This window comes from Thalassotalea sp. Y01 (genome assembly GCF_012932945.1).
GTDB lineage: Bacteria > Pseudomonadota > Gammaproteobacteria > Enterobacterales > Alteromonadaceae > Thalassotalea_A.
On the sequence record NZ_JABBXG010000007.1, the window covers coordinates 40,684 to 62,412 of the forward strand.

Sequence of the window (21,729 nt, forward strand, 5' to 3'; positions counted from 1 at the left end):
AGTCTTACCGAGCAAAGCCTTGGCTAAGTAAAACACCTTTGCAGCCCTTTATTTACAATAAGGTTCGGTATAAAGATCTATTATTCGAACCTTAAAACCTCTCATTGATTAACAAAAGACTCAAATCCGAACGACTAATTGCTAAAAGCCTCCCAATATTGTTTTGGGGAGGCCGGAAATCGCTGTAATTAATATTGATTTAATTTAGCAGTACAGGGTTGAAGGCTTATCGAAACAAAAAGAAAGAGAGTGTTCATTATGAAATACCGAAAAAAACCAATGATAAAATCAACACTGTTATCGAGTGCAGCGATACTCATTGGCTTAAGTTTTAACGTTTCAGCACAACAATGTCAGATTCCTGTTTTTGAGGATAATTTTGATCAGGCTAGCCTAGATACTTCTGCCTGGGAAATTATGCTCGGTGATGGCTGTGACCAGGGTGCCGGACTTTGCGGATGGGGTAACGAAGAACTGCAAAGCTATCAGGCTGATAACATTACGTTGGCAAATGGCGTTATGACTATAGAAGCCCGGAAAGAACGAATTCGCGGCTCACAATACACATCGGGAAGAATTCGAACAGCGAATATGCCGAATGGCGGCGAATGGGCGTTCGGCCGATTTGAGGCGAGAATGAAGATCCCTGACGGACATGGGATGTGGCCTGCTTTTTGGATGCTACCGACTGATCCAGCGGTGGGTTGGCCTACGAGCGGCGAGATTGATATCTTTGAATCTGTAGGACAAAGTGCAAATACCGCCTACGGCACTATTCACTATGGTCAGCCCTGGCCAGACAATGCGCACCAAGGTGGCAGTATTCTTATGCAACCAGGTAAATGGTCTGATGATTTTCATACTTACGCCATCGAGTGGGAAGCCGAAGAGATCAGATGGTATGTCGATAATCTTCTGTATTCAGTAAAAACACTCGCCGATGTGGCACCAGAAGACTGGCCTTTTGACGGCCGCAATAACTTTCATTTATTGCTTAATCTAGCGGTTGGTGGAACCTGGGGAGGTACCGTTGACGATTCTGCGTTGCCGCAAACTCTGCAGGTCGATTATGTGAGAATCTACGCCGGACCTCAACCGAATCTACAGGGGAATCATTTACCAGCGCCAGGTTCAACAGAGTCTTACTCTGTCATTAATGCCGGCTCTACTACAACCTGGAGTGTCACCGGGGGGACGGTTTCAGGATCGGGTTCAACCGTAGATATCACCTGGGATACAGCTAGTGCTTCAACTGTGCAAACCCTTACCGCAACCACAGCGGGTTGTGAGGTATCGACCAATATTTATGTAGGTAAAAACTTAACCAGCGAAACAATACTGGAAAATTTTGATGGCACCAGCAACATGACCCTGGCTCAGAGTGATGGTATTTATGATGCCAGCAATGGTGTACTAACTTACACTCGAAATGCCGAATTTCAATGGGATGTAGTGCTTTACAATACCAGCGCGATTGCTGACGCAGGTCCATTCATTTCCGGTGATAAAGCATTCGAATTAAAGGTTAATAATTCAGATCCTACGATGGTTGGTAAAGAGATATTGATTCAACTTGAAGATAGAAGCGTTGCCACGCCAGATAACTATCCTAATGGCCGCCATAGTAGCTTTAATTCTTTCATTGAGCATGCGAACGGCTGGCAAACCTTGCGGTTCCAGTTGGCTAGTCGCATAGATGGCGCGACATCAGACTCTGCCGTTGATTCCTTCCTGCTTATGCCTGATCCAGGCAATTTCACGTCAGATACCTACACGTTTGACGATATTGAAATTCTTGGAGCTGGCGGAGGCACATCGAACAACCCTCCTACTGCAGAGTTTTCATTTAACTGTACAGATCTAAGTTGTACATTTGATGGCAGCGGCAGTACTGATATCGATGGTTCTTTAACCTCCTGGGACTGGGACTTTGGTGATGGCAATATTGGCTCTGGTGAAAATGTTAGTCACACATTTGCTCAGGCTGGGACTTACACGGTTACACTAACCGTAACCGATAATTTGAGTGCAACCAATGAAACTCAGTCTTCGGTCACAGTAACGGCGGGCGGCGGCGAAGCAACATCGGTTGTGGTTAGCAGTGTCACTACCACAACCCAAGGTGCTGGAAGAGGTCAAAAATACGGAATTGCCAACGTCACTATTTTGGATAATCTCGGTCAACCTGTTGCTGGTGCAACGGTTAATGGCAACTTCTCAGGGACCTGGAACGAATCAGACGTAGCTGTTACGGATAACAATGGTGTTGCCGTTTTCCAGACCAGTTCACCAGCGTCTGGAGGAGTAAGCGTGAATTTCTGTGTCAGTGATGTAAACGCGGGCCTGCCATTTGACGTTCAAGCTAGCAGCAATGTCTGCCCATAAGCCTTAACCGCTTCATTGAAAAAGCCCGCTTGTCGCGCAATGCTGTTCACTTTAGAGAAGCGGCTTTGCGATTAACAGGATAACGGGTCTTTGATATATTAACCGTCCTAGGTCTTGATGGCCTAGGGCGGTTTTCTTTAAAGAGCATGGTCAAGTCACCTCGAAGCTGGGCTAGCCGCTTGGGTGTATTACCTGGTGAAAGCGCTTTTGCTCAATTGGCTGGCGATGAATTGGCATACATATTTGAAACTGATTTCGTTAGGTGCTCTTGGGTGGGAAACGGCTGCGAAATTTCTGAACCAATCAATTCGCAGCCAACAACCGAGGTGTTTAACCCAAGGCAACATTTAAGTATTTTGAATGTATTTTAGAGGCATTTAGTTTAAGGTCTACGGGCGAACTAAATTGTCAATACACAAGTTGGCAAGACATAAATTGAACGAACAAATTTTACAAACAAGCGGCATGAGTTAACGTTCAAATCTACCTAGGTTACTTCAATTTTATTTGCTTCGATTATTTCTAAAAAATGTGAGTGACCATGCCACATATCAACTTCTTTAGCGTATATGAGCCTTTCATATGGCTCTTCCTGTTGGCCCACAAAATGACAGTAAATTTGTTATACCCCCCCAAGCCTCTTCAGGACTAATGGTATTTATTAGTTGTTGCCTAAAATTATGAACATTTCCAGAACCATCAGTAGCTGAAGTTGGAGTTGATATATCGTCACTATCATTTGAATCTTTATCCGAAGATCAACTTTTTTATCTATTGTTAATATTTACTGATTATTTCAAAAATCTATCAAGCCCTTTACTCGCCTGATGTTCGTGATAATTTCACTTACTCGAACTTTCACTTTTGTCTGTTTTTTTGTTCGAATCGTTCAATCGGACGACATCATTGTACTGCTGTTATAAAAACTTTCTCATGCACTTCTTTTTGCTAATTTGATGCCAACCAATGAAGTGTAAATAACTAAAACTGGAGACCTCTGACAGCGCAACTTGCCTCGCAGAGATGAAATTCAGAAAACAATACCAGTAATGTAAAACATGGGGTTTACAATGAGAAAAAACCAAATTTTTCTCACATTGTCGGTGACAGCTTTGTTGTCTCTTACGGCATGTGGAGATGGGGATGCAGATGATAATGTAGAACGCACATTGTTTGCTGTGGGCGACATCTTTGAGGGTAAAGAAGATGGTGATCCGGTTACAGGGGATGTCAGCAGGAACGATCTAGGTGACGGACTTAGCTTTGCAGTGCCAGAAGGTGCGGCGATGGCAAATGGTGTCCTGGAATTTAACAGTGACGGTACATTTGTTTATACAGCAAATCCTGATTTTAGTGGTGAAGACAGCATTACCTATACGGTAACTCAAGAAGGCACTGGCGAAACCGATAGCGCCCAGCTTACTTTCCTTATTGAGAGTGATTTTGAAACGCTAGCTGAGTATGGCTGGAATTTGGTTTGGGCAGATGAGTTTGATGGCGAAGCATTAGATGATAGTGTTTGGGCAGGTGAAAACACCAGCATGGCTGATGGCCAGCTAGCAATAGCAGCACAACAAGATATGCCGTCGTCACTTAAATCCATTGCCGGTATTTCATCTGGTCGTGTTGAAGCCAGCATCATGGTGCCAGAAGGCACTGATGCCATGTCGGTATTCGGCTTAATGCCAATCAATGATATGTATGATGGCTACAATGCATTAACGGCATTGAAGAGTCACGGCAACGGCTTTATCGCCGGTGCTCATTATGGTCTTGGCTTAACCAGCGGTGTTGAGTTTAACGGTGACAGTGTTTCTGCTGCCAAAGAAGATTTTCAAAATTACGCCATCGAATGGGACGAGAACCAAATTCGTTGGTACATCAATGGCGTTCACGTTCACACGGTTAATCCATTAAACACCTGGGCATACAATATGGCCGGTGAAGATGTTGTCGTTGACAACGACGGTCCTTTCAACCAAGAACTTCAGGTTGTTTTAAAACTTGATGCAGCCGCTGAAAGCGATGCGCAATTACTGGTTGATTACGTCAAGGTTTGGTCTTGTGACCCAAGTGTAGAAGCCAGTGTTGAAAACTGTGCGTCTAATGTTAAATCGGCAATCAGCAAAGCAGCGTCCGATCGAATTGAGTCTGTTGAAACAGTTGTAACCGAGATTTTTAATGACGGTTTCTATGATAAAAAAGACGTCAAAGTATCAGACTTGGAAGCGCTTATATGGCACCACACCGACGTTGTTACTGAATTATCAATTGGTAACTTTAACTCGCCGACAATCGAGATGGTTGAAACAGAAGGCGAGCACAATCTTGTTATCGATGTTAGCCATCCTGAAGGTGATGCCAATATAGGTATTCTGACACCAGGTGTCGAATTGGTTGGTCACAATGCGGTATTAAGCTTTGATTTATACATCGATAGCGCCAATACCACGACCGAAACCCTAGATATTCGCATGGAGACAGGCTGGCCTTATATGGGCATGTTTGTCTGGAATGTTGCCGACTTAGCGCTTGATACCTGGGTAACCTATGAAATCCCAGTAAGTGACTTTGTTGCGAGCCCCTTTCTTGCGCCAAACTGGTTAACTTGGATCCCTGGTGTTGGCGAAGGTGACCCTCTGCCATTAGACACTGCTAATATTGGTGCCTTACTCGTAATTGAATTTCACGGTGGAGTACATTTCCAACTTGATAACGTTCAAGTTAGCTGTGTTTCAAACGAAAGTTGTTTCCAAGCTCCTCTAGCAGAACAAGAAGTTGAATCTACGGGCCCAGCAGGTATTCGCTACGAAGCCGAAAATTGGGATGCCGCGGGTGATGTCGCGACCGAAGATACTCAAGATGAAGACGGTGGTCAAAACGTTGGCTGGATTGATGCTGGCGATTTCCTTGAATACACCATAACCGCCCCTGGCGAAGGTACTTACTATGTTGATTACCGTCTTGCCAGCCAAGGTGGTAGTGACGGTTTTGAATTCTCAATTGATGGCGTTGTGGTTGATACACAAGAAGTTGCCGATACCGGTGGCTGGCAAAACTGGGCAACTCAATCGTCTGCTGAATTTAATTTGACTGCAGGCGAGCATATTGCTCGATTCGACTTTGTCGGCGGTGCTATCAACATCAACTGGTTTGAGCTATTCGCGCCACCATTTGAGATCTTAGTTGAAGCCGAAAATTGGGAAGCCGCGGGTGACGTCGCTACCGAAGATACGGCAGACGAAGGTGGCGGACAAAATGTTGGTTGGATTGATGGCGGTGACTTCTTGGAGTACACCGTAAATATCCCTGCTGACGGTACCTATTTTATTACATATCGACTAGCCAGTCAGGGTGGTAGCGATGGCTTTGAAACCTCAATTGGTGGTGTTGTAGTAGATACACAAGAAGTTGCCGATACCGGCGGCTGGCAAAACTGGGTATCTCAAACTGCAGCGGTAGATTTGGTTGCTGGAGAGCAAACTCTTCGCCTTGATTTTGTTGGCGGCGCAATCAATCTCAACTGGATAAAAATAACAAACTAAGCACCAGTATCTCCTATGTCGGTTCATCGTTTTGTAGTAGCGGTGAGCCGACGACCTAGGAGGTAACTCGCATATTTAGGGTTAACGATTATGTATAATAAAAAATTTAAGCAAAGTGCTCTGGCGATGAGTATCGCGACGGTTCTAGCGACCAGTGCTTATGCTCAAGACGCAACCTCTGACAACGAACAAGAATATGATGAAGCGGAGCAAATGGAAGTCATTGAAGTCACTGGTATCAAAGGTGTCTTCTTACGCTCGATGGATTTAAAAAGGGAAGCAAAAGGTATTGTAGACGGTATATCCGCTGAAGATATCGGTAAATTCCCTGACACCAACTTAGCAGAATCATTGCAACGTATTACCGGTATTGCTATCGAAAGGGATCGCGGTGAAGGTTCAGAGATTACCGTTCGTGGTTTTGGTCCAGATTTCAACTTGGTGACCTTTAATGGTCGTCAAATGCCGACCACAGGTGGCCGTTCATTCGACTTTAGTAATATCGCGTCTGAAGGTATTTCAGCGGTTGAAGTTTACAAATCAGGTCGAGCCAATGTTCCGACTGGTGGTATTGGTGCGGTGGTCAATGTTGTCACCAGCAAACCACTGCAAAGACCAGGCTTACAAGCGGCTTTTAGTGCAAAAGGTGTGCACGACAAAGGTACACGAGAAGGTAACGATGTAACACCAGAATTTGCGGCGTTATTTAGTGACACCTTTGCCGATGATACTTTCGGTATTGGTCTGTCATTTAGTTATCAAGAGCGTGACGGTGGCTGGCAATCAGCAACCACACAAGACTTTATGAGTCGCAACTTCGTCAGCCAAGCTGAAGTTGAAGCCTATGAATTGGAATTTGGTGAACCACACCCAGATAATGAGTGGGGTACGATATTTGTTGGTGATCCAAAAGCTATCGGCTTCCCAACTGAAACCGTAGACGGTATTTATGCCGTGCCAACCAATATTCAATACAACTTGGATGACTTTCATCGTGAGCGTGTTAATGCTCAATTAACCATGCAATGGAAACCTATTGATAGCTTGGTAGCAACCATTGACTATACCTACGCTGAAAACGAAATTGACACGGAACATAAAGATTTATCAGCCTGGTTTGAGCCGTCTTGTAGTACCCGTGAATCGGAATGGGTTAAAGAAGGCAATATCTACTCGCCAACGCGTTATTCTGTGGTTGGCTGTGCTGTCGATCGAATTCAAGGTGTTGGCCGCTTCGCGACTGTAGATGAAAACAACTCTTTAGGTGTTAATTTTGAATGGACACCTAACGATAGTCTAAAGGTTATCGCTGATTACCATGACTCTCGTGGTGAGCAAAAGCCAAACAGTAAATATGGTTCAAGTGGTTTTGTTGCCGTAGCGTCACTTAACCGAATCACGACCGATGGTTATTTTAGTGCCGATGGAATGCCGATTCTGGATATTGAATTAGGTGAGCGTAATTCTAACAACCAAATTATCCGCGTCGATGAACTGGACGTAAATGACATGCAGTTATCAGGTAGTGGCTTTGGCTCTATTGATAACCAAATGGACGTAGAACAACTGCAAATTAGCGGTGAATACGTATTTGATAATGGCTTAACCATTGAAATTGGTGCCGCCCGTGTCGAAGTGGACAACGCCGGTCGTACCGCTTGGGTACCGCGAAATGCTTGGAGTGGTTTAGGTGAACCAGGAGATATTGCCGACTTACTCAGTATCGAATCAATCGATGGCGTTTTTGATGGCATTGAAGGCAGTAACGATCCGCGCATGACCACCGATTATGTTACATGGGATTTTGATGCGCTTATTGAACGTGGTGAGCAGCTGTTAAAATCCGGTTACCATGGCAGTGTTGAAGGAAATGGCGGTCCATGTTTGACCAACTTCTGTCCAACTTATAATTTTGACGTTGATGAAACAACGAGCGAAGAATCAAACTCTTTCTACATACAGGGCCATTATGAAATGGAACTGTTTGAGATGCCGCTTAATATCTTCGTCGGTATTCGCTATGAAGATACCGAAGTTCACTCAAAAGCGTTAGTACCATTATACGATCGCATTGAATGGAGTGTATTTAGCAACGGTTTTGACCTTTATAAGCAAACCAATGCAGATGGCAGCTCAGTTCAAGGTTTCTCTGAAATCAAAGGTGACTACGATATGTGGTTACCTAGCATCGATATTGATTATGAAGTTGTTGAAAATGTCATAATCCGAGCCTCTTATAGCCAAACGATCAGTCGCCCAACGTATAACGACATTAAGGGTGCCTTGTTTATCGATTGGTTTGGTTCAGGTGGTGGCGGTGGTCGTCGTGGTAACCCACAACTCTTGCCAATGGAATCTACCAACTTAGACTTTTCATTTGAGTGGTACTTCGATGAAGCGAGTTATATGTCGGTAGGTTACTGGACCAAAGATGTGGAGAACTTCATTGTTACTAAAACATTTGAAGATCAGCCATTATTTGGCAACTTAACGACGCCGATTGAAGGCGACCTGTACAATCAAGCTATCGAGGATATAACCGGTGGTGACCCATTCTTTGAATACACACCTGAAGATGTGAACGCCTATTTTGCTGAACACTTTGCTGATGAAGCGAATGTTGAAGTGACCGGCGAAGGTGATGAAATTGAAGTTGTGGTAACCGGCTTACCTACCGATCCTGTGGCGACGTTTGATGTGAATATTCCAATTAACCAAAACGAAACCACAGTAGATGGTTGGGAAATTGCGATACAACACACCTTTGGTGACACCGGTTTTGGTGTACAAGCAAACTTCACTATTGTTGAAGGTGATCTTGAGTACGATATCAATAAAAACGAAGACCAATGGGTTGTGCCTGGTATGAGTGATACCGCTAACTTAGTCGCGTTCTATGAGAAATACGGCTTCCAGGTGCGTGTTGCTTATAACTGGCGTGATGATTACTTGCAATCTGCAGGTCGCGATCCGCGCTTTGTTGAAGAGTATTATCAGTGGGATGCCAACATCAGTTACGATATCAATGAACACTTTTCGGTATTTGTTGAAGGCATTAACTTGACCGAAGAAGACCAGCGAATACATGGTCGTTCGAAGTATCAAGTACGTGAGTACTCGGTGGGTCATACTCGCTATAACTTTGGTGCGCGCTATGTGTTCTAAGCACATTTGCTAAGCACAAAATAACAAAGCCGCTATTGTCAGCGGCTTTGTCATTTATATAGCTTAACTAAGTGGTGGTTTTTTAGACACTTGCTCGAGTTGTATATATTAATTGATATTCATGCAAAAATTAATGCATGGTAGGTTGTTAACAATAAGAAGACATTAACATGATGAAGTCACTATTAAAGTATCTGCTTTTTTCATTATCAATTTTAATGATAAGTGCCTGTGGTGGAGGGGGGGGTAGCGACGACACGGATCCGATCGTCAATCCGCAGCCCGACCCGGATGATTCAGGTGATAATTCTGACGATGGCTCAGGCGATGGTGACGATTCAGACCCGCAACCAGAACCTGATGCCAAGGCTAATAAACCGATATTGGTGTTCAGCAAAACCGCTGGCTATCGACATGAATCGATATCTGCTGGGCAAACTATGTTGACCAATATCGCCGATAATATGGGTTGGCAAATCACTTTCAGCGAAGACAGTAATGATTTTAATAGCAGCAATTTAACGGGCTATTCGCTAGTTATATGGCTTAACACCACCGGTGATGTGTTGAACAGTGACCAGCAACAAGCTTTTAAGGACTTTGTTGAATCGGGCGGTGGTTACTTAGGTATTCATGCCGCTAGTGATACTGAATACTCTTGGTCTTGGTATGGCGATTTGGTTGGAGCTTATTTTAGTGCTCATCCGCATGTACAATCAGCCACTTTAAACATTGAAGATGATCAACATCCGGCGACAGAGCATCTTGCTGAAAACTGGACCCATACCGATGAGTGGTATAACTTTCAGCAAAATCCGAGAGCGAATGTAAATGTATTGATGGCTCTCGATGAGACCAGCTATGAACCAGGTAATGGTGCCATGGGGGATGATCATCCTATTACTTGGTATCATCTGGTAGGCGAAGGCCGATCATTTTACACTGGCTTAGGTCATACTCAGCAAACCTATCAACAGCAAGATTTTATCGATCATATCGCAGGCGCTATGATGTGGGCGGGACAATTAGCTGCTGGTACGCCGGTATGGAATGGGGCGGCGCCAAGTGATGCCGACTTTACCAATACCGTATTGGCCAGCTCTATCAACCAACCGATGGAGTTGGATATCTCAGCCGCGGGTGATATTTATATTATTGGTCGTGAAGGTCAGTTTTATGCCATGGAAGATGGTGAATTAGCAGAAAAATCCGTACTTAATGTAAATGCTTCCCATGAAGGCGGCTTGATTGGTTTTGCCCTCGACCCTGATTTTAGCAGCAATCGTTTTGGCTACTTTCACTATACCGATACCAGCTTGGCTCAGCATAATGTATCTCGCATCCCCATAAAAACCGATAACACCCTAGACTTAGCTGCCGAGCAAATTTTGTTGAGCTTTGCTGTGCAAATTGATGAGTGTTGCCATGTAGCAGGGTCGATGGACTTTGATAGCGAGGGCAATTTATATATTGCCGTGGGTGATAATACCAACCCCTTTGCGTCAGACGGTTATACCCCTATTGATGAGCGCCCTGGACGCAGTGCCTGGGATGCGCAGAAATCTTCATCTAACAGCAACGATTTGCGCGGTAAAATATTACGCATTAAGCCTACCGCTGATGGCTACACCATTCCCGCAGGGAATTTATTCGCCCAAGATGAGCAGCATCGAGCGGAAATTTACACCATGGGTCATCGCAATCCCTTTCGTATCGCCATTGATCCGAGCAACGACAATTTACTTTGGGGTGAAATAGGCCCTGATGCAGGTGGCTCTAATGCAAGCCGTGGTCCTGCGGGTTATGATGAGTTAAACATTACCGACAGTGCCGGCAACTTTGGCTGGCCCTATTTTTCCGGTAACAACGAAGCTTATCGAGATTATGACTTTGCCACATCGGTAAGTGGTGCTGCATTTGATGCCAGTAATGTTATTAACGACTCACCTAACAATACGGGTGCCAGCAACTTACCTAATGCCAAACCCGCTTGGGTCACCATGAGCCATCGTGCCTTGATGGTGGCAGGTGTTTATCGTTGGGATAACAGTGTTGAAGATGAGTATAAATTACCGAGTTATTTCGATGGTCGTCTTATCTATTGGAACTTTAATAATGATGAGATGTTTGAAGCGTCCGTTGAACAAAGTGAGCCAACGTTACGACGCTGGCTTGATACTTCCGTAATGGCTGGCATCATCGATGGTGTCATTTCACCGCATAATAATCGATTGTATTTAATTTCATTTGGCGGAAATTGCTGCGGTAAGCCTAATGATGCTGGCTTGTTGGTGGAAGTGAAATACACACCTAATAATGCTGGTAGCACAGACAGTGCCGAAAACACCTATGCCATAAATGCCGGTGGCGCGGCGGTCAATGCTGCCGATGGTACCTTTTATCAAGCCGATGATTTTTTCAGTGGCGGTCACGGTAGTGGCTCGTCTTTAGCGATTTCGGGTACCGATAATGATCGCATTTACCAGTCTCACCATTGGCAAGAAGGTGGCTTTTCATATCATTTGCCAATTGATAATGGTGATTATCAGCTGACGTTAGAATTTGCAGAAACCTATTTTAACAATGCTGGCTTACGGGTGTTTAATGTTGATGCCGAGAATAGCCAAATTATCTCGCAGTTGGATGTCTTTGCCACCGTCGGCGCTGCCAGTGCCTATCAAGTCGTTTCCACCGTCACAGTGAGTGATGGCAGCCTTGATTTACAATTTATTCCGGTCATCGAAAACCCTATGGTCAGTGGCATTAAAGTCATCCCTGTCAGTCGTTTTGTTGCTGGCGATGCGGTTACCTTTATTGCCGCGGTAAATGGCCAATATGTCACCAACGTCGATGGCCAACTAAGCGCAACACAAGAGACTGCTGCCGAAGCAGAAACCTTTATTTTGGTTGATGCTGGCAATGGCTTCGTTGCCTTGCAATCATCAGCAACAGGCAACTATGTCACGGTATTGCCTGATGGTCGTCTTGCAGCGAGCGCCTCTTCGGTTAGTGAACACGAATGGTTTACCTTGGTTGAAAATGACGATGGTTCGTTTGCATTAAAAGCGGCTATTAACGGGCTGTTTGTTGCTGTCGATGATGGTGCAACCGGTGCGCTTATTGCCAATCGAGAGTCTGTCGATTTAAGCGAAACCTTTATCATTAATAAGGCGGAAGTATGTAATCCAGATTTCAGCTACGCCATAGCGTGTCGACCTAATGCTAAGGCCTATTTGGACATGCCAAAACGTGCTGCCGTTGATTTGAGTAATGTGCCGGCACTGCTGTCGCAAACAGGTGCCTTTAGTGACGTGGCCAACTTAACGCCAAGCAGCAGTTTGATTCCATTTGCGCCTATAGCGCCACTTTGGTCTGATAGAGCGGTAAAGCAACGTTGGGTTAGTGTGCCATCAGGTGAAAAAGTGCAGTGGCAACAGCAAGGCAAGTGGCAATGGCCAGCAGGCACTGTGTTTGTTAAACATTTTTCGTTGCCAACACGCGAGCAGGATGCAAGCGCAGTGCGCCGCTTGGAGACTCGCTTATTGGTTATTGGCGAACAGCAAAAGGTCTATGGTGTTACCTACCAATGGCGAGAAGATAATTCAGATGCGGACTTGCTAACTAGCGGCAACTCACAACAATTTACCATCCATTCGAGTGATGGAGATTGGACGCAAACCTGGATGTATCCTAGCCCTAGCGACTGTCTTAATTGTCACAATGATGATGCCGAGAATGTATTGGGCGTAAAAACCGCATCGCTAAATAGCAATTATCAATACCCGTCAGATATCAGTGATAATCAATTGCGCACGCTCAATCATCTTGGTCTCTTTACGGCGGCTCTTAATGAGGCTGACATTTCTGCCTTTCCCGCCCATGCCCACATAAATGATGAAAGCAAAACGTTAACCCACAGAGTGAGATCATATTGGGATATTAACTGCGCATCTTGCCATGGGCCACAAGGCATTGCCGCTTTATGGGATGGAAGATACGAAACGCCATTGGCGGATCAAGGTGTTATTGATGGCGAGTTAGCAAACCAGCGCGATTATTTTGCTGACTATGGCTTGGTCGACCCAAAGGTTGTAGACCCTGGCAATATCAATAATTCAATTATGTATATTCGTGATAAAAGTTCCAACGCAAGTGACCGTATGCCGCCATTAGGACGATTACTAGAAGACAGTGAATACATGGCAGTGTTAGAGCGCTGGATAAACAGCTTAGAGTGAATTGCTTGCAGCATAAACACGCTGTAAGGACGTTAAAAACAGCCTGACTTTGTTCCTGGATTTGGTTCCCTTTGTCAGGCTGCTCAGTTATGTGTTATGCCTGTTGTTCATTTCCCTTGCTTGGTAATATTTATACGCCTCATTTACCCCATCAATGTCTGTCTTTGACGTCAATTTATATCGATTTTTACTCTTTTTATCTTATCCATAACGAACTCCGGAGGATTGCGCCTATCCTTTATTTTATAGGGTTTGTAGCGAAGTTCAGGTTATGTATTTTTAGTCAAACTATCGAAATGTCAGAAAATCTTGGTTCGAATACGTTATCAGGACGACGGCTTAATAGGATTTAGGTGACATTGCATTATCAGCGATATTTTCGAATTTAAAGAGAAACACAAGTTGGCAATTTTGGCTTATATCAGTCAATAAACTTGACCTAAGGTTTCCAATAACAATAAAGAGGAAAGTTCAATGGCAAGTAACGATATTAATCTGGCTGGCAATAAACTGGCTCGAATAATTAAATCAGCCTTGTTAGGTGCCACCATAGTCACTCTATCAGGGTGTTTCGGTGTCGATAGCGATAACGATGGTATCGAAAGTGCAGTAAGTGCCCCAGATACAACGACGCAACAACCAGATGACTCATCTCAGCCGGAACCGGAAATTCCCGATTTAGCATTGGCGGATATCGAGGTACGTGACCGTCCTCATATTGACACATCTCTAGGTTATAACGTTATCCAAACGGATATGAACACCAGCTTACGTGGTGTCAGTTTATCGTTAGATGGCGGAGACCCATATAACGCCGAGCAAGCTAAAACCATACCGACAATTGAGCAATTAGAATCGTTAGTACATGACTACGGTTTTAATACGTTACATGTCTACCTAGAAGGTGATGCAGAACAAAACCCTGATGCTGTTGGTGTTAATGAAACACTGGCGGATGAGCTTGTTGAGCTGACACGTCAGGCAAAAATGTATTTGATTATCACCATTGGTAACAATGGTGAAAATGGTGCTATCCATAGCATGGAAAAATCTTTGGCATTTTGGAATCTATACGGTGCTAAGTATAAAGATGAAACCCATGTTATTTATGAAGCTCACAACGAACCTGTTTCATTAATTAATGAAAACTGGACTGAAGAAGATTGGCAAAGACAAGCACAAATGTATGAAGCAATTCGTACCGTTGCGCCAGATACCATGATTCTACTTGGCTCATTTATGTCTTTCTATGGTGGCTCTGAAGCCATTGCCGGTGCTGATAGTTTAAAAGAGCAGTTTCCTGACATTTGGGACAATGCCGCGTTTGCTTTTCATGCCTATTGGGACCTACCAGGTGTTGAATCGACGATTGCCGCATTTAAAGGCAGTACTGATTACCCAGCATTGGTAAATACTGAATTTTGGCCAGGTGATACCAAGAATGGCTATAACGAAGCATTCGAAAGTCACCATATTGGCTGGATGCAATTTGAATGGTTAGGTGCAAATAACCTTGACCTTGGCCACATTAAATACAGCTTAGACAGTTTTGGCACAGTGTGGCGCCCTGATAGTGGTGTTGCAACTTGGCCTTCAGCGGGTACGCCAACGGTGCCATTTGGTGAAGAAATCGGCTTATATAACCGTGCCGGTCATGCCTTTTTAAGTGTCGATGAGAGCGGCAACTTAATGGTGTCAGATCACAGTTTTGATGGCGAAGGGCAAGACACTTTTGTTGTCGTTGATGCCGGTGACGATGGTCATATCGCGCTTAAAGCTGCCAACGGTAAATACTTAACGGTTGCTGATTTTGGCACGCCAATGACGGCAACCGCCGATGAAATTGGCAGTACAGAAAAACTTAAATGGCTTGAACTGCCTAGCGGGGATATTGCGCTTAGACCTTGGGCAGGCTCTGGTCACTTGGTTGGCTTGATCAGCGATGGTGACGATGCTCATACGGGTTATATTGGTTCCGCTGGCGATGGTGCAATGCTAAACGGTGGCAATACCTTTTTAGTGGTAACCGAGGCAGCCGATGCTCCATTACCTATGTTGGATGAGCCTAGTGATAACCCACCGGGACCTTTCTATGGGCAAGCTTTACCTGTGCCAACCAACGGCGCAGGCGCACATCCATATAACATGGATGCACCGAACGGTCGCTTATGGGCTGCTGATTATGACTTTGGCGGCGAAGGTGTTGCATACCACGATAGCAGTGCTGTGAACTTGGGTGATGCATACCGTTTTGAAGAAGCAGTTGATGTCGAAGCGACTAACGAAGGTTATACAGCAGTTGGATTCTTCGAGGACGAAGAGTGGATGGAATACACCATCGATGTTGCCCAAGCTGGTAACTACATTGTCACTCTGCGTACAGCATCAGCGACAGGCGGCTTATTCAATCTTGAGTCAAATTGTGTTGATTTGACCGGTACCGTAGCCACTCCTAATACAGGTTGGTGGGATATCTGGCAAGACATCGACGTTGAAGTCACATTAGAAGCCGGTGTGCAAAAGCTGCGCGTCGTGAGTGGCGGTGGTTTTAACTTGATGAACATGGATATTCAAGTCGGTGGTGAAGGTAGCACTGAATTTGGCGAAGGTTGTCAATGGGCACCCGAAGAGCCTGCCGACGTTCGTGTTGAAGCGGAAGAGTGGACCAGCGTAATTGAACTGCCTGATGGCGAAGTTGTGCTAGAAACCACCCAAGATGTTGATGGTAACCAAAACGTTGGTTACATCGATCCAGGCGATTGGATGGAATATAGCGTTGAAATCCCAGAAGCCGGTTGTTACATCGCTGATTATCGAGTTGCGACTGAAAGCGGCAGTGAAGGGTTCACTTTAAGCTTTGAAGGTGTGGTCAAAGATACGGTAACCATTCCACCTACAGGTGGCTGGCAAAGTTGGATCACCTTAAGCAATGCAATAGAGCTTAACGGTGGTATGCAAACCATGCGCTTTGATGCGATTGGTGGTGCACAAAATGTAAACTGGTTTGAATTTAACTTGGTTGATGCCAGTGAATGTGAAGAGCAAGGCGAAGTTGTACTTGGTGACAACCTACTAACCAATGGTGCGTTTGACGATGCCACTGGTTGGACGGTCGTTAGTCAATGGGGGGAAGATGTTGATGGTAATGGCGTTGTAACCGTTGCTGATGGTGTTGCTTCGTTTACTGAAACCGTAGCCGGTCCTTGGACTAAGCATATGGGTCTTTATACAACTATTGAGCTGCAACCAGGCACCTACCAATTTGATATGGACATGTCTTATGAAAATATCAATGAACTATGGGGTGAAGTATACATAGGTAGCATGCAACCGCTAGATCATAGTGAGTACAATGGTGATCAGCAAGTAATCAAAGCCTATAACTCTTGGGATTGTCCTGATGTGATCACCTATACAGGTCTGGCAACAGAATCTGGTTGTGACTTAAATGAAAACCCAGGTCGCTTTGAAATAACTGAAGCGGGCACCTACTACTTACTGTTTAGATCGGGTGCCAATACTTATGGTACAACCGGTGTGACTTTGGATAACTGGACAGTAAAGCAAGTCAATCCTCCGGTTACTGAGCCGCCGGTAGCAACAAACTTGATTACCAACGGTTCATTTGAAGATGACAGTGGTTGGACAGTTGTAAGCCAATGGGGTGAAGATGTCGATGGTAATGGTGTGGTCACCATCGCCGATGGTGTCGCCACGTTCGGTGAAACTGTTGCTGGTCCTTGGACTAAGCACATGGGTATGTATACGGTTGTTGATTTGCAACCAGGTACCTATCAGTTTGACATGGACATGTCCTATGCCGATATCAACGAGCTATGGGGTGAAGTCTATATTGGTACCACGCAACCTGAAGATCACAGTGAATACAATGGCGATCAACAAGTGCTTGTTGCTTATAACTCGTGGGATTGTCCAGATGCTATAACGTATACCGGCGCCGCTACTGCGTCTGGTTGTGATGGCAGTGATAACCCTGGTCAATTTGAGATCACAGAAGCCGGTACCCATTACTTGTTGTTCCGTTCAGGCGCTAATACCTACGGTACAACAGGAGTCATTCTAGATAACTGGTCATTAGTTGCGGTTGAATAATCGTCACTAGCTAATGAACATCGATTGCTGAGTGTAGCGCTCAGTAATTGATGCTTTTTTCAAATCAATCCAAGCGTTACAGCAACAATATAAATCATTGCTTTACGGCGATTCTGACATTGATTTGGTTGTTGTAACTTGCTATTAGAATAATTATAAGTTGGGATTTATTATGGCCACAGCACCTGTTTCTGCTGAGCAACCGACGAATGCATCGACCACAAATGGTCATGCAAATTACCGTTTTGCGTTAACATCTCTAACCTCATTATTTTTTATGTGGGGTTTTATTACCTGCTTAAACGATATCTTGATACCGCATTTGAAAGGCATCTTTGATCTGACTTATGCGCAAGCTATGTTGATTCAATTTTGTTTCTTTGGTGCGTATTTTATTGTCTCATTACCTGCGGGTGTACTGGTTAAAAAACTGGGCTATCAATACGGGATTGTCAGCGGTCTGATCATCGCTGCGATGGGTTGTTTGTTATTTTATCCTGCGGCGTCAATGCACAGCTATCCGGTATTCTTGTTCGCGTTATTTGTACTGGCAGCAGGTATTACCGTGCTGCAAGTCTCAGCTAATCCATATGTGAGTTGTTTGGGCAAACCTGAAACCGCGTCTTCTCGTCTTACTTTAACCCAAGCGTTTAATTCATTGGGTACCACGGTTGCGCCTTTCTTCGGTGCCTACCTTATTCTTAACGAAACCGCTGAAGCTATGGTCAATGCACAACAGCAAGCAGAAGCAGTGCAAATGCCATATGTTCTACTTGCCGCTATGCTGCTTATTTTGGCGGCGATATTCGCGAAATTGAAATTACCTCATATCGAACACCAACAAGCACAGGAAAGCTCTTCGAGCAGCATGGGCAGTGCTTGGCAATATTCACACTTGGTGTTAGGTGCGGTTGGTATCTTTGTTTACGTTGGTGCCGAAGTGGCCATCGGCAGTTTCCTTGTTAACTATTTTCATGAGTTACAAATACCAGGCTTAGAGACAGAAGCACAAGCGGCAAAATATATTGCCTATTACTGGGGCGGCGCCATGGTTGGTCGTTTCATCGGTGGTCTGGCGATGCAAAAAATAGCGGCCGGTAAAGCGCTTGCTTTTAATGCGGTCGCTGCCATTTTGCTGATTGCCATCACTATGGTAAGCGATGGGCAACTGGCAATGTGGTCTATTTTATTGGTCGGCTTATGTAACTCAATCATGTTTCCAACCATTTTCTCGCTAGCGGTTACCGGACTTGGTCGTCATACATCTCAAGGTTCTGGGGTGTTGTGTTTGGCCATTGTTGGTGGTGCGATTATTCCGTTAGCACAAGGTTTGTTAGCCGATATGCTCGGCGTACAAACGTCATTTTTCTTACCGATTATCTGTTATGCGTTTATCGTGTTTTATGGTTTGGTCGGTTCAAAACCTAAATTAAAGCAAGCGTAATGAATACGTATAAAAGGGATGCTATGAATTTTAAGCTTAAAAAAATTGCCCTAGGACTGGCGACGAGTTTGCTCGCCCTCGGGTGCAGTGAGACGACTAATGACGGAGCCTATATGGCTGCGCAAGCGCCGCAAGATGCGTCTGTCGTATGGCCTAAGTTAGACATTGCTGTAAAACCAAATCAAGCTGTCGAAGAACGTGTTAACGAGATCTTGGCAGGAATGACTTTACAGCACAAAGTTGCGCAGATGATTCAACCTGAAATTAGAGATATCAGTGTTGCAGATATGCGCAAATACGGTTTTGGTTCATACCTTAACGGTGGCGGCGCGTTTCCAGACAACAATAAGCATGCAACACCACAAGATTGGATAAAACTTGCCGAAGATATGTATCAAGCGGCCATTGATGACTCGCAAGATGGTTCAACCATTCCAACCATGTGGGGTACTGATGCTGTGCATGGTCATAATAATGTCATTGGTGCCACCTTGTTCCCACATAACATCGGTTTAGGGGCAGCGAATAACCCCGCGCTTATCGAGCAAATCGCTACTATAACGGCAAAGGAAGTTATGGTGACCGGCATTGATTGGGTGTTTGCACCGACCGTCGCCGTGGTTCGTGATGACCGTTGGGGGCGAACCTATGAAGGCTACTCCGAAGATCCTCAAATAGTTGGTGAGTATTCAGCCGCTATCGTTAAGGGTTTACAAGGCAGTGCTGATGGAGATTTTCTTTCTGATCAAAGTGTTATTAGTACAGTTAAGCACTTTTTAGGTGATGGCGGTACTGAGAAAGGCGATGATCAGGGCGATAATTTGGCGTCTGAACAACAACTGTTCGATATTCATGCACAAGGTTATGTTGGTGGTTTAAGCGCAGGTTCACAATCGGTTATGGCATCGTTTAATTCGTGGCATGGCAAAAAAAATCACGGCAATAAATACCTTTTGACCGACGTGTTAAAAGAGCAGATGGGTTTTGATGGCTTTGTTGTTGGTGATTGGAACGGTCACGGACAAGTGCAAGGTTGTAGCAATGAAAGTTGCCCGCAAGCTGTAAATGCTGGATTGGATATCTTCATGGTACCGACCGATGCGTGGAAGCCATTGTATGAAAATACCATCGCCCAAGTTGAAGCTGGTGACATATCAATGGCCAGAATTGACGATGCGGTTAAGCGTATTTTGCGAGTCAAAGTGCGTGCTGGTTTGTTTGATAAACCAAGTCCTGCGAAACGTCCATTTTCTGGAAAAACTGAGTTGATTGGTGCCAAAGAGCACAGAGACGTTGCACGTCAAGCGGTGCGTGAGTCTTTAGTGTTATTGAAGAATAATGATGGTCTATTGCCTCTATCGCCAAACCAACACGTATTGGTAGCAGGTGATGCGGCAGACAACATTGGCAAACAGTCCGGTGGCTGGACCATTACGTGGCAAGGTACCAATAATTCCAATGAAGAATTTCCTGGTGGCAGCTCGATCTATGATGGTATATCTGAGCATGTTACTGCTGCGGGCGGTAAGGTATCGTTATCCGTTGATGGCCGTTTTGAAGAAAAGCCTGATGTAGCGATCGTGGTAATTGGAGAAGAGCCATATGCTGAAGGTCATGGCGATCGCAACAATCTTGATTATCAAAGTGGTGAAAAAACCGATTTAGCCTTATTAAAATCTTTGCAAGATCAGGGCATTCCCGTTGTGTCTGTGTTTATCAGTGGTCGCCCATTGTGGGTTAACGCCGAACTCAATGCCTCGGATGCTTTTGTTGCTGCTTGGTTACCTGGTTCAGAAGGTAACGGTGTTGCTGAAGTATTGATGACCGATGCGGATGGTAATGTGCAGTACGACTTTGTCGGAAAATTATCTTACAGCTGGCCAAAAAGTTCTGAGCAAGCCGTCGTAAATAAAGGTGATACGATTTACGAACCGCTACTGCCATATGGTTTTGGCTTAACCTATCAAGACAAATCTACATTGGCGAATAACTTGGATGAAACGGTAACCTTTGATGCTGATACATTGCAAAATCGCAAGATTTTTAGTGGCCAATTGCATAAGCCTTGGTTGATGTTTTTGCAATCTGGTGAGCAATCAATTGATGTTGAATCAAACGCCCACCAAGTCGGTGCAGTAAGTTATCGTACTATTGATAAGTCAGTTCAAGAAGACGCCTTGAAAATTACCTTAGATGGCAGCGCAAATGCCGGCTTGCGTATTACGAGCGAAAGTAATTTTAGAGAAGATTTACGGCCGCAAATGGCGCTTGAGTCGGCCTTATCATTTAACGTCAACGTATTACAGTCGCCAACTGCACCTGTGATGTTGTCGATGATTTGTGAAGTCGGTCTTAATGAAGCGTGTACAGCGGATCTGGATATCACCGAGATGATTGCCAAACTGGAGCCAAATAGTTGGCAAAATGTTTCTATTGACCTTAATTGCTTTAAGCAACAAGGCATGAGCTTTGCAGACTTAAATACACCATTTCAGTTAACTTCAAAAGGTAAAGCAGAGTTTGGTATTGCCGATATCGAGTTAGTCCCGCACTTAGCAAAACATGCAACGATAAGTTGTCAGTAATTTTACTAACGTGAACTAACTTAAAATCCCAGACCTTGGTTTGGGATTTTTTTTGTTTGCTGAGCTTGGTCAGATTGTTAAGTGATTGACATCTTGTGTCGCTCAGGCCGCTTCGAAACATCGAAGGCCTTATATTTGTGACGCACAGGATGTGCTAATGCAAATGGCTTCATGGACGAAGCTTTTATATTTACTATAGTGCTATTTGTCTACTTTGTGAACACTGCTATTGCTACAAATCTGCAGCGCAAAGC

General features: G+C 44.6%; 7 protein-coding genes and 1 pseudogene. 7 read left to right on the plus strand and 1 reads right to left on the minus strand.

Translation table 11 applies throughout. From position 1 onward, the window contains the following. The first annotated feature begins 258 nt into the window (after window positions 1–258). Window positions 259–2,385, plus strand: a complete 2,127-nt coding sequence (locus tag HII16_RS11265; RefSeq protein ID WP_169130212.1) for a family 16 glycosylhydrolase — start codon at window positions 259–261, stop codon at window positions 2,383–2,385. A gap of 46 nt (window positions 2,386–2,431) precedes the next feature. On the opposite strand, the pseudogene HII16_RS11270 reads toward HII16_RS11265, so the two are convergent. Continuing rightward, window positions 2,432–2,688 (minus strand): annotated as a pseudogene (locus tag HII16_RS11270) (IS4 family transposase); the annotation flags it as partial. 767 nt (window positions 2,689–3,455) lie between these two features. Between HII16_RS11270 and HII16_RS11275 the strand changes: the two are divergent. The 6 genes from HII16_RS11275 to HII16_RS11300 all read left to right on the plus strand — a co-directional run bounded on the left by HII16_RS11275 (window position 3,456) and on the right by HII16_RS11300 (window position 21,475). Then, the gene (locus HII16_RS11275; RefSeq protein ID WP_169130214.1) at window positions 3,456–5,930 is read left to right on the plus strand and encodes a carbohydrate-binding protein; all 2,475 of its coding nucleotides are present in this window, start codon (window positions 3,456–3,458) and stop codon (window positions 5,928–5,930) included. Between the two features lie 90 nt (window positions 5,931–6,020). Beyond that, on the plus strand, window positions 6,021–9,095 hold the full coding sequence (locus HII16_RS11280; RefSeq protein WP_169130216.1) for a TonB-dependent receptor: 3,075 nt from the start codon (window positions 6,021–6,023) through the stop codon (window positions 9,093–9,095). Between the two features lie 170 nt (window positions 9,096–9,265). Further along, a complete protein-coding gene (locus tag HII16_RS11285; RefSeq protein WP_169130218.1) occupies window positions 9,266–13,333 on the plus strand; it encodes a ThuA domain-containing protein in 4,068 nt (1,355 codons plus the stop codon). A gap of 474 nt (window positions 13,334–13,807) precedes the next feature. Beyond that, entirely contained in the window at window positions 13,808–17,446 is a 3,639-nt protein-coding gene (locus tag HII16_RS11290) for a carbohydrate-binding protein (protein WP_169130220.1), read from the plus strand. Between the two features lie 277 nt (window positions 17,447–17,723). Beyond that, window positions 17,724–18,890: a sugar MFS transporter gene (locus tag HII16_RS11295; RefSeq protein WP_228445587.1), complete on the plus strand. Its 1,167-nt coding sequence runs from the start codon at window positions 17,724–17,726 to the stop codon at window positions 18,888–18,890. Between the two features lie 23 nt (window positions 18,891–18,913). Next, window positions 18,914–21,475 (plus strand): exo 1,3/1,4-beta-D-glucan glucohydrolase, encoded by a 2,562-nt coding sequence (locus tag HII16_RS11300; protein ID WP_169130222.1) that lies wholly within the window; start codon window positions 18,914–18,916, stop codon window positions 21,473–21,475. The last annotated feature ends 254 nt before the right edge of the window (window positions 21,476–21,729 follow it).

Coding starts and splice junctions, on each gene's coding strand:
- HII16_RS11265 (WP_169130212.1), top strand. CDS start 259: ATGAAATACCGAAAAAAACCAATGATAAAATCAACACTGTTATCGAGT.
- HII16_RS11275 (WP_169130214.1), top strand. CDS start 3,456: ATGAGAAAAAACCAAATTTTTCTCACATTGTCGGTGACAGCTTTGTTG.
- HII16_RS11280 (WP_169130216.1), top strand. CDS start 6,021: ATGTATAATAAAAAATTTAAGCAAAGTGCTCTGGCGATGAGTATCGCG.
- HII16_RS11285 (WP_169130218.1), top strand. CDS start 9,266: ATGATGAAGTCACTATTAAAGTATCTGCTTTTTTCATTATCAATTTTA.
- HII16_RS11290 (WP_169130220.1), top strand. CDS start 13,808: ATGGCAAGTAACGATATTAATCTGGCTGGCAATAAACTGGCTCGAATA.
- HII16_RS11295 (WP_228445587.1), top strand. CDS start 17,724: ATGTGGGGTTTTATTACCTGCTTAAACGATATCTTGATACCGCATTTG.
- HII16_RS11300 (WP_169130222.1), top strand. CDS start 18,914: ATGAATTTTAAGCTTAAAAAAATTGCCCTAGGACTGGCGACGAGTTTG.